Raw genomic sequence first — 14,049 nt, forward strand, 5'->3', positions numbered from 1 at the left:
GGACACCCACCCACACCCAAAGGGCACAGGCAGGCAACATCTACAAACTAATTCATCGACTAAATGACACACTGTTGAGTTCTCAAACATCAGACACACACCAATCCTGTCCTTTCGGACCGGCTTTGGGGCGACTCGTTAAACTTACCCGGTTAGGTCAGACTTCGCAAACCAGCCTGACCCTTTCGGGCCCCAGACACACGTCTACTCATCCGAACCGATCCGGGGCCGCTATTGCGCGCACCCGAATCACCCGGTTGAGGTGAGTGAGAAAGGGTTCCGCCCGGGGCCGGAAACCCGGCCTCTCGGCCTTGCTTCCCGCCGCTCCCTGGCGACAGGCGAGAACATTATGCGAGAGCCAACGGCACGTCAAATCAGAGTGGCGTGTCAGCGGCCACAATCTTGTTTCCGCAGGTCAGAGGCGGTTTCCGGGATCGTGCGACACGATCGCCGGCGTGTCGGACAGGCGAGTGCAGCCGCCCAGCCGCATCGCCTCGACCAGCTCGTCGGCGAGCTCGGCGTGCAGCCGACGCACCGACTGCTCCCCTCCAGCGAGGCTGAGAACCGGCAGCCGGCCCAGGAAGACACCTCGGGCACCGAGCGCTGTTGCGGCCATCACATCCAGGCCGGACCGGATGCCGCCGTCGACGTACAGCTCGGCGGTCGGACCGATGGCGCTCGCGATCGCGGGCAGTGCGGCCGCGGTGCTGATGGTGCGGTCGAGCTGACGGCCGCCATGGTTCGACACCCAGATGGCGGCACAGCCCGCCTGGACGCAGCGGCGGGCGTCGTCCGGCCGGACGACGCCCTTGGCGACCACCGGCAGCCCGGTGATCTCGCCCAGCCAGGCGATGTCACCGACACCGAGGTCGGTCGCCTTCGCAGCGCCGGGCCGGTCGTCGTACCCGTCGTCGAAGTTGACCCGGAGCACGTCGCCCGGCAGCAGGTCCCAGATGGTCTCGTTGTCACCGTCGTACTTGGTGCCGACGACCGGCGTGTCGACGGTGAGCACCACCGCCTTCGCGCCCGCTTCCACGGCACGCGCGAGCAGCGGCTCGGCGAGGCTGCGGTCCGCGGGCACGTAGGCCTGCAGCCACCAGCTGACGCCGGTAGCGCCGATCTCGGCGAACCGGGTGCCGGCGTTGCTGGACACGACCATGAGCGACCCGGCGGCGGCCGTGGCGCGGGCCATGGCCAACTCACCCTCGGGGTGTACGGCGCGCTGCAGGGTTGTCGGTGCGATCCCGACCGGCGTGGCGACCGGCGTCCCGAGCAGCGTGGTGGCGGTGTCGACCTCGGTGACATCGCGCAGCACGTGCGGCACGAACCGCACTGACTGCCACGCCGAGACCGCCTCGGCCGCGGACACCCCCTCGCGGGCGCCCTGCATCAGGTACCGGTAGACGGCGGCCGGCAGGCTGTCACGCGCTCGCTTCTCGACCCCATCCAGCCAGCGCTCCCGCATGCCCGTCTCCTTCGACTCCTCGATCGCCGGTGCTCGGAAGCATAGGGCGGCCGAGGAGCTCCTCGAGGCCGTGTGCACCGGCCTCGGTGAGTCGAACCGCGCGCGGCCGCGGGCCGGCCACCACCCAACCGCGCTCGCGCAGGCCGTGGTGGAGCGCGGCGCCCAGGGCGCCGGCGAGATGCGGCCGTCGCTCGGTCCAGTCCAGGCAGGTCCGGATCAGCGGCCGCCCGCGGGCGGTCAGCGCCGGCTCGCCGAGCAGCTCGGTGAACCAGGACCTCCCGGCGGCGGTCAGCGCGGTGCCGTCGGCGGTCGTGAGCAGGCCACGGTCGACGAAGGCGTCGTACAACCCGACGCCGAGGGCGCCGGCCAGATGGTCGTAGCAGGTACGAGCCGCGGCGAGATCCCGAGCGCGGTGCGACTCACGCAGTGAGCGTGGAACCTCCGGTGCGCCCGCCAGGCCGGCAAGGTCCTCGATCACGGTCGCGATCTGGTGGCCGCTCAGCCGGACGTAGCGGTGCCGTCTCTGTCGCTCCTCCGCGAGCAGACCGGCGCCGACCAGCGTCGTCAGCTGCTCGCTGGCGGTCGACCGCGCGACACCGACCTCCGCCGCGATCTCGCCGGCGGTCCAGGCCCGGCCGTCCAGGAGCGCGAGGCAGATCGCGCTCCGGGTCGGGTCGGCGAGCAGTGCCGCGAAGGCGGCAAGCGACGTGGGCGAGACCGCCATCACCGCTCCCCCGCGCCGGTCGCGGCGTCCGCGAGCACGGTCGCCAGCCCCGCGGCCGGGCAGGCATGCCGGCCGCGGCCGAACGGCGCCTCGGTGAGGTCCACCTCGACCAGCTCGCCGTCCGGCGAAACCCGCCGGGTGACCGGCACCGGCGGCGCCGGCCTGTTGCCAGCGCGGACCTCGATCAGGGCACGGGTAGCGTCGTGGGCCTGCACGAGCAGGCAGATCACGGCCGCCGTGCGCTCGTCCCGGCCGCCGCACTGCTCGACCAGCCGCTCCACCGCCTCGTCGGCCTCGGCCGTGACCGGCAGGTGCGGCTGGTACGACGCCGCCACCAGACCGACGTCGTCGACCACAGCGGGCGGCAGCCCGAGGCTCACCGCCAGCACCACAGTGGGCGAGTCATGCCAGGCCGGGTTGACGAGCAGCTCGTCGAGCAGCCGCTCGGTCAGCGCGCGGCGCCGCCTGTGCGCCGTACCTTCGCTGAATCTGACCACCTGCGAGCGCAGCCAGGCCACGCCACGCGCGCCCGCCGGAACCGGCGGTACGACGTACGACGGGTCGTCCAGGATCTCCGCACCAAGAGCCATGCCTCGACGGTACGGCGAGAACGGTTCGGCGGCCGCCGAACCGTTCTCGCGTCACACGATTTCGACGCCGGCGAGGTTCTTCTTGCCGCGGCGCAGCACCAGCCAGCTGCCGCCGAGCAGGTCCTGGCCGCCGGGGACGTACTCGGCGTCCTCGACCCGCTCGTTGTTGAGGTAGGCACCGCCCTCGGCGACCGTACGGCGGGCTTCGCCCTTGCTCTTCGCGAGCCCGGCAAGCACGAACAGGTCGACGATCGTCGGGATCGCCTCCTTGCCCTCGATGGTGGCCGCACCGGCCTCGCGCAGCGCCGCGGCCAGCGTCGGCACAGCCAGATCGTGCAGGTCGCCGCCGCCGAACAGCGCGGCCGAGGCGGCCTTGATCCGCTCGGTCTCCTCGGCGCCGTGCACCAGCGTGGTGACCTGCTCGGCGAGCGCCTTCTGGCCGGCCCGCAGGAACGGTTTCTCGGCGGTCTGCCGGTCCAGCTCCCCGATCTCCTCGCGGGACAGGAAGGTGAAGATCCGCAGCAGCTCGCTGACCTTCTCGTCCTCGGCGTTGAGCCAGAACTGGTAGAAGGCGTACGGCGACATCATCTCCGGGTCGAGCCAGAGGGCACCGCCCTCGGTCTTGCCGTACTTGGTGCCGTCGGCCTTGGTCACCAGCGGGGTGGCGAAGGCGTGTGCCTTGCCGCCGTCGGCGCGCCGGATCAGCTCGACGCCGCCGGTGAGGTTGCCCCACTGGTCGCTGCCACCGAACTGCAGGCACACGCCGTAGTCGCGGTGGAGCTGGAGGTAGTCCATCGACTGCAGCAGCACGTAGCTGAACTCGGTGTAGCTGATCCCGGCCTCGAGCCGCGACTTCACGACGTCGCGGGCCAGCATCCGGTTGACCGGGAAGTGCTTGCCGATGTCGCGCAGGAAGTCGATGGTCGACATCGAGGCGGTCCAGTCGTAGTTGTTGACCATCGTCGCCGCGTGCTCGCCCTCGAAGCTGAGGAACGGCTCGATCTGACGGCGTACTCGCTCCACCCAGTCTTTGACCGTGTCCAGCGAGTTCAGGGTCCGCTCCCCCGACTCCTTGGGGTCACCGATCATGCCAGTAGCGCCGCCGACCAGTGCGTACGGCGTGTGCCCGGCGTCCTGCAGCCGCTTGGCGGTCAGGATCTGGACCAGGTTGCCCATGTGCAGGCTCGGCGCGGTCGGGTCGAAGCCCACATAGAACCGAACGCTCCCCTCGGCGAGCGCGGCGCGCAGCGCGTCGCGGTCGGTCGAGTGGGCGATCAGGCCGCGCCACTCGAGCTCGTCGAGAACGTTGGATTCGGTGGACAAGGTGCTTCCTCTCGCGTGGGTACTGCATCGACGCAGGCTGGGTGTCAGTCTGCCGCACGTCGGGTACTCGTACTCAAGCGGTTTCGTCAGGGCTCGGGAAGTCTGATGCCCATGAGCCTGACTGCCACCTCCACCCCGTCGCGTCTCGCCGCCATGGCCGACGCCACGCCCGACGACCGCAACCGCGTGGTCGACCTGCTCCGGGGCGCCGCCATCCTGGTCGTCGTTCTCGGCCACTGGCTGATGGCTGCCGTGTACGTCGACAACGGCGGCGACCTGCACCGCGGTGACCTGCTCGGGATGGCCCTGTGGACGCACCCGCTGACCTGGGTGCTGCAGGTGATGCCAGTGTTCTTCCTGGTCGGTGGCTACGCGAACGCGATCTCCTGGCGGGCGGCCAGCTCCCGCGGCACGACGTACGGCGGCTGGCTTCGCACCCGGCTCCGCCGGCTGGTGATCCCGGTGCTGCCGCTGATGGTCTTCTGGACGATCCTGGCGCCCGCGGCGCACGCGCTCGGCGCCGACACCGCCACCCTCAACATCGCCAGCCGCGCCTCGCTGGTGCCGACCTGGTTCCTCGCGGCGTACGTCGTGGTGGTCTCGCTCGCGCCGCTGACCCTGAAGCTGTGGGACCGGTTCGGCTGGTGGTCGATCGGCGGCGGGCTCGCGGCCGGCGCGCTGGTCGACTACGTGTCGATCTCGACCGACCAGCTGCTGGTCGGCTTCCTGAACTACGCGATCGTCTGGGGCACGGTCCACCAGCTCGGCTACGCCTGGCGCGACGGCGCGCTTGCCGGCACCGGCCGCCGGCTGCTGCTGGCGGCGGTCGGCCTGGCCGGGCTGCTGGCGCTGGTCCACTACGGGCCGTACGGCGTGTCGATGGTCGGCGTCTCCGGGCACGGCGTGAACAACTCCTACCCGACCCGGATCACCCTCGGCTTCCTCGGCCTGATGCAGGCCGGCGTCGTGCTGGCACTGGAGCCGGCGCTGGCCCGGCTGGTCGCGCGGCGCCGGGTCTGGATGACAACCATTTTCGTCAATGCCCGGATCATGACCATCTACCTCTGGCACCTGACCGCGCTCGGCATCGTGGTCGCGATCTCGATGTCGCTCGGTGGCGCGGGCCTCGGGCTGGAGCCGAACACGGCCGGCTGGTGGGCGTTCCGGCCGGCGTGGTTCGGGATCCTGGCGCTGGCCACGGCCCTGCTGGTCGTCGTACTCGGCCGGTTCGAGCAGCCGGCGCGCGACGACCGGCCGGCCCCGCACCTGCTGCTGCCGGTGCTGGCGATGGTCACCATCTGCGCTGGCCTCGGGCTGATGGCCGCGCTCGGCATCGCCACCAAGGACGGCACCCTGCGGTGGTACCTGCCGCTGATCCCGATCCTCGCGATGGTCGTCTTCGGGGTCGTGCGTGTGCCGCTTGGACGCTTTGCCCGCTCTTAGCAATCGAACGAGGACTGAGGGCCGATCCGGGCTGCTGCGGTACCGAAGAGTACGACGCTCTGCGGCTGCTGAAACCGTCCTACTCTTCGGTACGGCGACCGCGTTGGCGAGATGTGCCTTGCAACGACACAGATGAGAACCGTTATCATCTAGGGCATGACTGACACGACCACTCGACTCCCCCTCGTCGTCCTCTGCGGCTCGAACCGTGAGAGCCAGGCCGTCGCCGCGATGAGCCTGGCTCTCGAGCTCCCGCAGCCGGTCGTCGTCCGCCACGAGATCGAGCTCGAGGTCGGCTTCATCCGGCGGGTGGTCAGCGACGGCACCGGCGTGGTCGAGGACGTCAGGGTCCCGGTCGAGCACGCCTGCCTCACCTGCGCGCTGCGCTACGAGATCGTGCCGACGATGGTCCGGCTCGCCGAGGAGGCCGGGGGCCGGTGGTCCTCGGCCGTGCTCGACCTGCCGGATTCGGCCGAGGTGGTCCCCGTGGTGCGCGCGCTGCGGCACATGGTCGTCCGCGGCCGGCCGGCGGGCCGGTACGTCGACGTCCGGTCGGTGCTGGCGGCGGTCACGGGTGAGACCTTGGTCGGCGATGTATTCGGCGATGACCTGGTGCGCGAGCGCGGTGGGCCGGAGTACGACGACCGGACGGTCGGCGGGGTGATCTGCGACCAGCTGGAGTACGCCGACATCGTTCTCTGCACCGACGAGGCGCTCCCCGACGATGCGGCCGCGCTGCTGGGCGAGCTGTGCCGGCCGGGCGTGCAGGTCACCGCCGAGCCCGGTGATCTCGCCGCCGCCCGGCTGCTCGCCGTACGCGACCACGACGCCGCGGATGCGGCGGTCGAGCTGACCGGCCGGGTGCCGGGCGGCGAGCGCCCGAACGGCGAGATCGTGGACGTCACCCGCGACCCGGACGGTGGGATGTGGACCCTCGCCGTCGACACCTGGCGCCCGTTCCACCCGCGGCGCCTGCTGGACCGGATCGAGGACATCGGCGGGCACGGCGTCCGCAGCCGCGGCTGCTTCTGGCTGCCGACCCGGCCGCTCGCCCTGAACGCGTGGGACGGCGCCGGCGGCGCACTCGCGATCGGCACGTCAGGGCTCTGGCAGGAGCGCGAGCCCCGGACCCGGATCCTGATCACCGGCCTCGGCGACGGCCGCGACGCAGTGGCCCGTGCGGTCGAGGACGTGCTGATGTCCGAGGCCGAGCTCGCCCGCGGGCTGGCCCGGTGGGCCGGCCGGGACGACGACTTCGACGCCTGGCTGGGCAGCTACTCCGAGGTCGCATGAGCCGGCTCAGCTCTGGCTGAGACCGTCGTCACGCCGGGTTTCTCATCTCGTCTGCCTACCCTGATTGTCGGCACACGAAGGGACGACCACGGTTTTGATCGCAGGCAGGTACTCGCCGGTCCGGGAGATCGGGCGCGGCGGCATGGGCAGCGTATGGCTGGGCCAGGACAAGGTCCTGGGCCGGCAGGTTGCGCTCAAGCAGATCGGGCTGCTGCCCGGCGCCGAGGACGTCAACGTGGTCCGGGTACGCCGTGAGGCGCGGCATGCCGCGAGCCTGAGCCACCCGAACGTGGTCGCGGTCTTCGACCTCGTCGAGGAAGGCGGCCGGTACTGGCTGGTGATGGAGTACGTCGAGGGCGTGACCCTCGGCCGGCTGGTCCGCGACCAGGGCCGGTTGGCGGTCGACGAGGCGGCCTCGGTCGCGATCCAGGCCGCCTCCGGACTGGCCGCCGCGCACGCAGAGGGGATCGTGCACCGCGACGTAAAGCCCGGCAACATCATGGTCACACCCGACGGCGAGGTGAGGCTGACCGACTTCGGCATCGCCCGCGCCGACACCGACGCGACCATCACCAAGACCGGCCTGCTCACCGGCTCCCCCGCCTACCTCGCACCGGAGATCGCGTCCGGTCACCCGGCGAGTCCGGCCAGCGATGTCTGGGCGCTGGGCGCCACGGTCTTCCACACGCTCGCCGGCCGACCGCCGTACGACGTCCAGGAGAACAACGTGCTGGGCGCGCTGTACCGGATCGTGCACGAGGAGCCGCCGCGGACCCCGACCGCCGGCTGGCTGCAGCCGCTGCTCGAAGGCACGATGACCAAGGACCCGGCCCGGCGGTGGCCGATGCGCCGGGTGGTCAGCTTCCTGGCGGCCGGTCAGACCGCTCGGGTCTCGCTGAGCCGTGGGACCGCGTCCGGCCCTCCCGGCCCGGCCATCGAGCCCGACGTGCAGCTCACCGTCACCGAGCCCGCTGCGGAGGGCACGCAGGTCCTGGGACCGGTGTCCCAACCCCCGCCGCAGCAGCCACCGCCGGGGCCACAGGCTCTTCGACAGGCACCGCGACAAAATCCGCCACAAACTCCGCGACAAACCAGGCAGGCACTGATCTTCGCCGCCGCCGTACTCGCCGGGATCCTGATGGTGCTCGCCGGTTGGTTGATATTCCGCGACCAGACACCAGACAACGCCTCCGCCGATGACAACTCGTCCGACACCAACGTCAACACCGCGCAGGTTGCCGGGAACCCGACCGCGGCGACGATGACCGAGTTCATCAACGGCTATCTCGCCGACGCGACCGACGACCCGAGTGACTCCTGGTTGCTGCTGACCCGCGAGTTCCGGGACGCCAGCAACGGGTTCGACAGCTACGAGGCGTTCTGGAACGAGCAGGAGACCGCGCAGGCGCGCGACGTCCAGGCCGACCCCGAGAGTCTGACGATCAGGTACGCCGTCGACTACCGGAGGACGAATGGGACGACCTGGAGCGACGAGGTGCAACTGGAACTGATCTATAAAGACGGCGCGTATCGCATCGCATCCGAGCGCTGAATTGGTGATTTCTGATCGATTCGTTGTATTAAGCCATTCACACGCACGCCCGACCGTGCCAGAATCGGCCAGGCGGGGAGGCGCCCAGTAAATTGGCCGGGGGTCCCCGTCTCCTTGCGGCCGTCCCTGGCCTACCCGAGAAGGTCAGGGACGGCCAGCACACTTTTCGGCGCCGTTGAACTGCGCCCAAATCCGTTCGCCCGACTACTCCGAATCCTTAGCGATGGTCCGCGCGAAAGGATGATCGTTGAGCCGACGACGCATTGCTGTGGTGGGCGCCGGGGTGGCCGGCCTGACTACGGCCTACCTGCTGCAGCGAGACGCCGAGGTCACGCTCTACGAGGCCGACGAGCGCCTCGGCGGCCACGCCCACAGCCACGACCTCACCGACGCGCGTGGCCGGCCGCTGACCGTCGACACCGGCTTCCTGGTGCACAACCAGGTGACCTACCCGAACCTGCTCCGGCTCTTCGCCGAGCTCGGCGTGCGCACCCAGCCATCCGAGATGAGCATGTCGGTCTGCTGCGGCGGGTGCGGCCTGGAGTACGCCGGCGGCCGCGGCCCGAGCGGCATCCTGCCGACGTTGAGGACCGCGACCCGAGCCCGCTATCTCGCGATGCTCGCCGAGGTGCCGAGGTTCCACCGGCAGGCGCGGGCTCTCCTCGCGGCCGAGCCCGCTGCTGACGACGACCTCGAGACCCTGGGTGCCTTCCTCGACCGTGGCCGGTTCAGCCGCTACTTCCGCAGCCACTTCGTGACTCCGCTGGTCTCCGCCGTCTGGTCCTGCGGCCCGCACCTGGTCGACGAGTACCCGGCCCGCTACCTGTTCGGGTTCCTGGCCAACCACGGGATGCTGACCGTGACCGGATCGCCGCAGTGGCGGACCGTGACCGGCGGCTCGGCCAGGTACGTCGAGCGCGCCGCCAAGAACCTCACCGCCGTCCACACCTCCACCCCGGTCCGGCAGATCCGGAGGGTGACGCAGGGCGTCGAGGTGACCGACGACGGCGGCCGAGTGACGGCGTACGACGCGGTCGTGGTGGCCACCCACCCCGACCAGGCGTTGGCCCTGCTCGCCGAGCCGACCGACGCCGAGCGCGACGTGCTCGGCGCCTTTGAATACTCGGCCAACCCGACCGTCCTCCACGGGGACACCTCGGTGCTGCCGACCGCACCCCGCGCGCAAGCCTCGTGGAACTACCTGCTGCCGGCGTGCGACCCGGGCGCCACGCCGGTCCGGGTCAGCTACGACCTCAACCGGCTGCAGCGGCTGGTGACCGAGGACCGGTTCCTGGTCACGCTGAACGACGACGGGTCGGTGCCGGACCAGGAGGTGATCGCGCGGATGAGCTACGCGCACCCGGTGTTCACGCCGGCCTCGGTCGCCGCTCAGCGCCGACTGCCGGAGCTCAACGACGGGGTCCTGGCGTTCGCCGGCGCCTACCACGGCTGGGGATTCCACGAGGACGGCTGTCGCGCCGGCGTCCGCGCCGCGGAGAGCCTGGGGTGTGTCTCCTGGCCCGGCGCCGTCGCGAGCGGTGTTTCGGGCCGATCTGGCAAGGCGGCGACGCGAAGGCGGGCCGGTGGCCCGTCGAGCGGCGCCAACGCAGCCAGATCGAGTCCGAAACGCCGCGCAGCAGGCGCGGGGCCAGGAGACACACCCCTCGGGGTGACGTGGTGAGCGCGGCATTCGCGGGGCTGCCGTGGTGCTACGACGTCGAGATCGGGCACCGGCGTCGCGACCCGCTCCCCTACGCGTTCCGGAACCGGATCCGCACCTGGCTGGTCGACCTCGACGACCTGCCGCGGCTGCCGGCGCCGTGGCACCGGCTGGCCCGGTTCGACGCCCGGGACCATCCCGGCGGGCTGCCGTCGATCCGGGCCAACGTCGACCGGCTGCTCGCCGAGCACGGCGTGCGGCGGCCCGACCGGGTGCTGATGCTGGCCCAGCCGCGGGTCTACGGCCACGTGTTCAACCCGCTGACGGTGTTCTACTGCCTAGCCGCCGACGGCTCCCCGGAGTACGCCGTCGCCGAGGTCCGCAACACCTACGGCGGCCGGCACTGCTACGTGATGCGCTTCGACGCACTCGAGACCGAGAAGGCGTTCTACGTCTCGCCGTTCCACCCTGTCGACGGCAGCTACACGATGCGGCTGCCCCTGCCGGGCGACCGGCTGGCCGTCTCGGTCACCCTGCATCGCGCGGGCCAGCGGCCGTTCGTGGCCACCATGACCGGCACCCGACGGCCCGGCACCTCGCTCGCCGCGACCCTGCGCCGTCCGCTCGAGAACCGGGCGGTGATGGCCGGCATCCGCCGGCACGGCATCGCCCTCTACCTCCGCGGGCTCAGGCCGTACTCGCGATCCGCCGTACCCGACTCAGAAGGGAGCACCGATGACCACCACCGCGTCACCACCTACCCGCACGATTGACCCGGCCCGCTGGCCCGACGTCGCCCGCGTGCCGCAGCGCCCGGTGCGCGCGGCGGTCGCCCGGCGGCTGGCCCGGCGCGCCGTCACCGGGCTGCCCCTCCGCGTCGTCCTGCCTGACGGAACCAGCTGGGGAGCCGGCGGGCAGGACGACCCCACGCTGCGGCTGGTCCGCCCGGACGCGTTCTTCCAGCGTCTGGGAGCTGGCGCGCTGATCGGCTTCGGCGAGGCCTATCAGGCGGGCGACTGGGAGACCGACGACCTGGCGGGGGTGCTGACCGTGCTCGCGTCTCGGCTGTCGACGCTGATCCCCGCCCCACTTCAGCGGCTGCGCCGGGCTGCGGTACGGCGGCGGCCGCGGCGCGAGGTCAACACGATCGCCGGCGCCCGCCAGAACATCCAGCGCCACTACGACCTGTCCAACGAGCTGTTCGCGCTGTTCCTGGACGAGTCGCTGACCTACTCCTCGGCCCACTTCGCCGGCGAACCGGCTGCGTCTGACGGCGAGGAGCTGGCCGACGCCCAGCGTCGCAAGATCGACCGGCTGCTCGATGTGGCGAAGGTAAGGCCCGGCACGCGGCTGCTGGAGATCGGCACCGGCTGGGGAGAGCTGGCGATCCGCGCCGCCGGCCGCGGCGCGCGGGTGACCACGGTGACGATCTCGGGCGAGCAGGCCGAGCTGGCCCGGCGCCGGATGGCGGCGGCGGGACTGTCAGACGCCGTAGAGGTGCGGCTGCAGGACTACCGCCAGGTCGAGGGCGAGTACGACGCGATCGTCAGCGTGGAGATGATCGAGGCGGTCGGCTGGCAGCACTGGCCGGAGTACTTCTCGACGCTCGATCGGCTGCTCGCGCCCGGCGGCCGGGTCGGGCTGCAGGCGATCACGATGCCGCACGACCGGATGCTCGCCACCCGGGACACCTACACCTGGATCGTGAAGTACATCTTCCCCGGCGGGCATCTGCCGTCGCTGACCGCGATCCACGACCAGGTCGGCCGGACCTCGCTCGAGATCACCGACCAGCTCGCGTTCGGCGCCCACTACGCGGAGACGCTGCGGCGCTGGCGACGCGCGTTCCTGAGCAAGGCGGAGGCCGTGGACCGGCTCGGCTTCGACGAGACGTTCCGCCGGATGTGGTCGCTGTACCTCGCCTACTCCGAGGCCGGCTTCCGGTCCGGCTACCTCGACGTCGTCCAGCTCGGCATGGAGAAGGCATGACCGCGGCGAGCGGCCTGGCCGCACTCGGCGAGTCGGCGCTCGGGGTGCCGCTGCCGCTGCGGATCCGGGCGTGGGACGGCTCCGAGGCCGGGCCTGCCGACGCGCCACTGGTGCACGTTCGGTCCCGCCGGGCGCTGCGCCGGCTGCTGTGGCAGCCCGGCGAGCTCGGGCTGGCGCGGGCCTACGTAACCGGCGACCTCGACGCTCCGCGGGGCGCGGCGGATCTCGATGCCGGGCTGCGGGCGATGTGGCGGCTGGCGCACAGCGTGGACAGGGCCCGGCCCGCGCCGGCCCGGCTGGCCCGGACCGTGCTGTCGGCCGGGCGCGCCGTACAGCTCGGCGTACTCGGGCCGCGGCCGGCGGCGCCCGCCTGCGAGGCCCGGCTGTCAGGCGACCTGCACACCCGGGACCGGGACCGGCGTGCGATCAGCCACCACTACGACCTCTCCAACGAGTTCTACGCGCTGGTCCTGGACGACACGATGGCCTACTCGTGCGGCTACTACCCGACGCCGGCCACCACGCTGGCGCAGGCGCAGCCGGCCAAGCTCGACCTGATCTGCACCAAGCTCGGGCTGGAGCCCGGCATGACGCTGCTCGATGTCGGCTGCGGCTGGGGCTCGCTGAGCCTGCACGCCGCCGAGCGGTACGGCGTCCGGGTCACCGGCGTCACCATCTCCGCGCAGCAGCACCGCTGGGTGAGCGACGCGATCGCAGAGGGCGGTCTGGGCGACCGGGCGGAGGTGCTGCTGCGGGACTACCGCGCGCTCTCCCCCGCGAGTTACGACGCGGTCGCCTCGATCGAGATGGGCGAGCACGTCGGCCAGCAGAACTACCCGACCTACGTCGCGACGCTGCACCGGCACCTCGCACCCGGCGGCCACCTGCTGCTCCAGCAGATGTCTCGGCACGCAGGCACCGCGCCGGGAGGCGGCCCGTTCATCGAGAGCTACATCGCGCCGGACATGCACATGCGGCCGCTGCCGGAGACACTGTCCTTCGTGGAGGCGGCCGGCTTCGAGGTGCGCGGGGTGCAGGCGCTGCGCGAGCACTATGTGCGGACCGCGGCGGACTGGCTCGCGAAGCTTGAGGCGCGGTACGACGACGCGGTCGCGCTGGTCGGCGAGGAGCTGGCCCGGGTGTGGCGGCTGTACCTGGTCGGCGGCGGGCTGGCCTTCGAGGAGGGACGGATGGGCGTGGACCAGATCCTGGCGCGGCGACCGGCAGGGCGGCCGGCATGACGGCGTACCTCACGGCGCTGGGCTGGGCGGCCATCGCCGTGATCGCCGTCCTGGCCGTGACCTACGCCGCGTCCCGCGTTGCCGGCAAGCACAGCGTCATCGACATCGCGTGGGGCGTGCTGTTCGGCGCGGCCGCGGTCGCGGCGTACGTCGTCACGCCGGGCTCCGGCGACGAGCTGCGACGAGGCCTGCTGGTGGCGATGGCGGTGCTGTGGGGCGGGCGGCTGGCACTGCACATCGGCTGGCGCAGCCGCGGCAAGCCCGAGGACCCGCGCTACGCCAAGCTGCTCGCCTCCCGCGGACCGGTCTACACCGCGCTGATGGTATACGGGCTGCAGGGTGCGTTGGCCCTGGTGATCGCGCAGCCGCTCGTGGTCGGGATGACCACGAGCGGCGGCGTGACCTGGCTGGCGTGGGCGGGAGTGGCGCTGTGGGCGTACGGCCTGGCCTTCGAGGCGATCGGCGACTGGCAGCTGGAGCGGTACAAGGCCGACCCAGACCGCGGCCCAGTGATGGACCGCGGTCTGTGGCGCTACACCCGGCACCCGAACTACTTCGGCGACGCGTGTGTCTGGGTCGGCATCTTCCTGGTCGCCGCCGAGCGGTGGCCCGGCGTACTCACCATCGTGTCGCCGGTGGTGATGGTCTACCTCCTGGTCTTCGGCTCCGGGAAGCGGCTCCTCGAGCGCCAGCTAGCCGGCCGAGCTGGCTGGGACGACTACCGGCGCCGTACCTCCGGCTTCTTCCCGCTCCCACCGCGTTCCTGAAC

Annotated in this window: 12 protein-coding genes; 8 read left to right on the forward strand and 4 right to left on the reverse strand. The window is 71.5% G+C overall.

Going from position 1 to position 14,049, the window contains the following annotated elements:
* Nucleotides 1-415 precede the first annotated feature (415 nt).
* From DDV73_RS22925 to tyrS, 4 genes are read right to left on the reverse strand one after another with little or no spacing between them, the layout of a single operon-like run.
* A complete protein-coding gene (locus DDV73_RS22925; protein ID WP_109509597.1) occupies nt 416-1,465 on the reverse strand; it encodes an alpha-hydroxy acid oxidase in 1,050 nt (349 codons plus the stop codon).
* Nucleotides 1,422-2,189 (reverse strand): ArsR/SmtB family transcription factor, encoded by a 768-nt coding sequence (locus DDV73_RS22930; protein WP_109509598.1) that lies wholly within the window; start codon nt 2,187-2,189, stop codon nt 1,422-1,424. The genes DDV73_RS22925 and DDV73_RS22930 overlap by 44 nt, the downstream gene beginning before the upstream one ends.
* A complete protein-coding gene (locus DDV73_RS22935) occupies nt 2,189-2,779 on the reverse strand; it encodes a hypothetical protein (RefSeq protein ID WP_109509599.1) in 591 nt (196 codons plus the stop codon). The genes DDV73_RS22930 and DDV73_RS22935 overlap by 1 nt, the downstream gene beginning before the upstream one ends.
* 51 nt (nt 2,780-2,830) lie before the next feature.
* On the reverse strand, nt 2,831-4,102 hold the full coding sequence (gene tyrS / locus DDV73_RS22940) for a tyrosine--tRNA ligase (protein ID WP_109509600.1): 1,272 nt from the start codon (nt 4,100-4,102) through the stop codon (nt 2,831-2,833).
* A 111-nt stretch (nt 4,103-4,213) separates the two neighbouring features.
* On the opposite strand from tyrS, the gene DDV73_RS22945 reads away from it, so the two are divergent.
* The 8 genes from DDV73_RS22945 (at nt 4,214) to DDV73_RS22980 (ending at nt 14,047) form a co-directional block, all read left to right on the forward strand.
* A complete protein-coding gene (locus tag DDV73_RS22945) occupies nt 4,214-5,545 on the forward strand; it encodes an acyltransferase family protein (RefSeq protein ID WP_206051052.1) in 1,332 nt (443 codons plus the stop codon).
* A 156-nt stretch (nt 5,546-5,701) separates the two neighbouring features.
* Entirely contained in the window at nt 5,702-6,838 is a 1,137-nt protein-coding gene (locus DDV73_RS22950; protein ID WP_109509602.1) for a GTP-binding protein, read from the forward strand.
* 94 nt (nt 6,839-6,932) lie between these two features.
* Nucleotides 6,933-8,390: a serine/threonine-protein kinase gene (locus DDV73_RS22955; protein WP_109509603.1), complete on the forward strand. Its 1,458-nt coding sequence runs from the start codon at nt 6,933-6,935 to the stop codon at nt 8,388-8,390.
* Nucleotides 8,391-8,637: 247 nt separating this feature from the next.
* Nucleotides 8,638-10,071, forward strand: coding sequence for an NAD(P)/FAD-dependent oxidoreductase (locus tag DDV73_RS22960; protein WP_206051053.1), 1,434 nt, complete (start codon nt 8,638-8,640; stop codon nt 10,069-10,071).
* Nucleotides 10,068-10,823, forward strand: coding sequence for a DUF1365 domain-containing protein (locus tag DDV73_RS22965; protein ID WP_206051054.1), 756 nt, complete (start codon nt 10,068-10,070; stop codon nt 10,821-10,823). The genes DDV73_RS22960 and DDV73_RS22965 overlap by 4 nt, the downstream gene beginning before the upstream one ends.
* The gene (locus tag DDV73_RS22970; RefSeq protein WP_109509604.1) at nt 10,786-12,039 is read left to right on the forward strand and encodes an SAM-dependent methyltransferase; all 1,254 of its coding nucleotides are present in this window, start codon (nt 10,786-10,788) and stop codon (nt 12,037-12,039) included. The genes DDV73_RS22965 and DDV73_RS22970 overlap by 38 nt, the downstream gene beginning before the upstream one ends.
* On the forward strand, nt 12,036-13,280 hold the full coding sequence (locus tag DDV73_RS22975; RefSeq protein WP_109509605.1) for an SAM-dependent methyltransferase: 1,245 nt from the start codon (nt 12,036-12,038) through the stop codon (nt 13,278-13,280). The genes DDV73_RS22970 and DDV73_RS22975 overlap by 4 nt, the downstream gene beginning before the upstream one ends.
* A complete protein-coding gene (locus DDV73_RS22980) occupies nt 13,277-14,047 on the forward strand; it encodes a DUF1295 domain-containing protein (protein WP_109509606.1) in 771 nt (256 codons plus the stop codon). The genes DDV73_RS22975 and DDV73_RS22980 overlap by 4 nt, the downstream gene beginning before the upstream one ends.
* The last annotated feature ends 2 nt before the right edge of the window (nt 14,048-14,049 follow it).

Source organism: Nocardioides speluncae, from assembly GCF_003121585.1.
Classification (GTDB): Bacteria; Actinomycetota; Actinomycetes; order Propionibacteriales; family Nocardioidaceae; genus Nocardioides; species Nocardioides speluncae.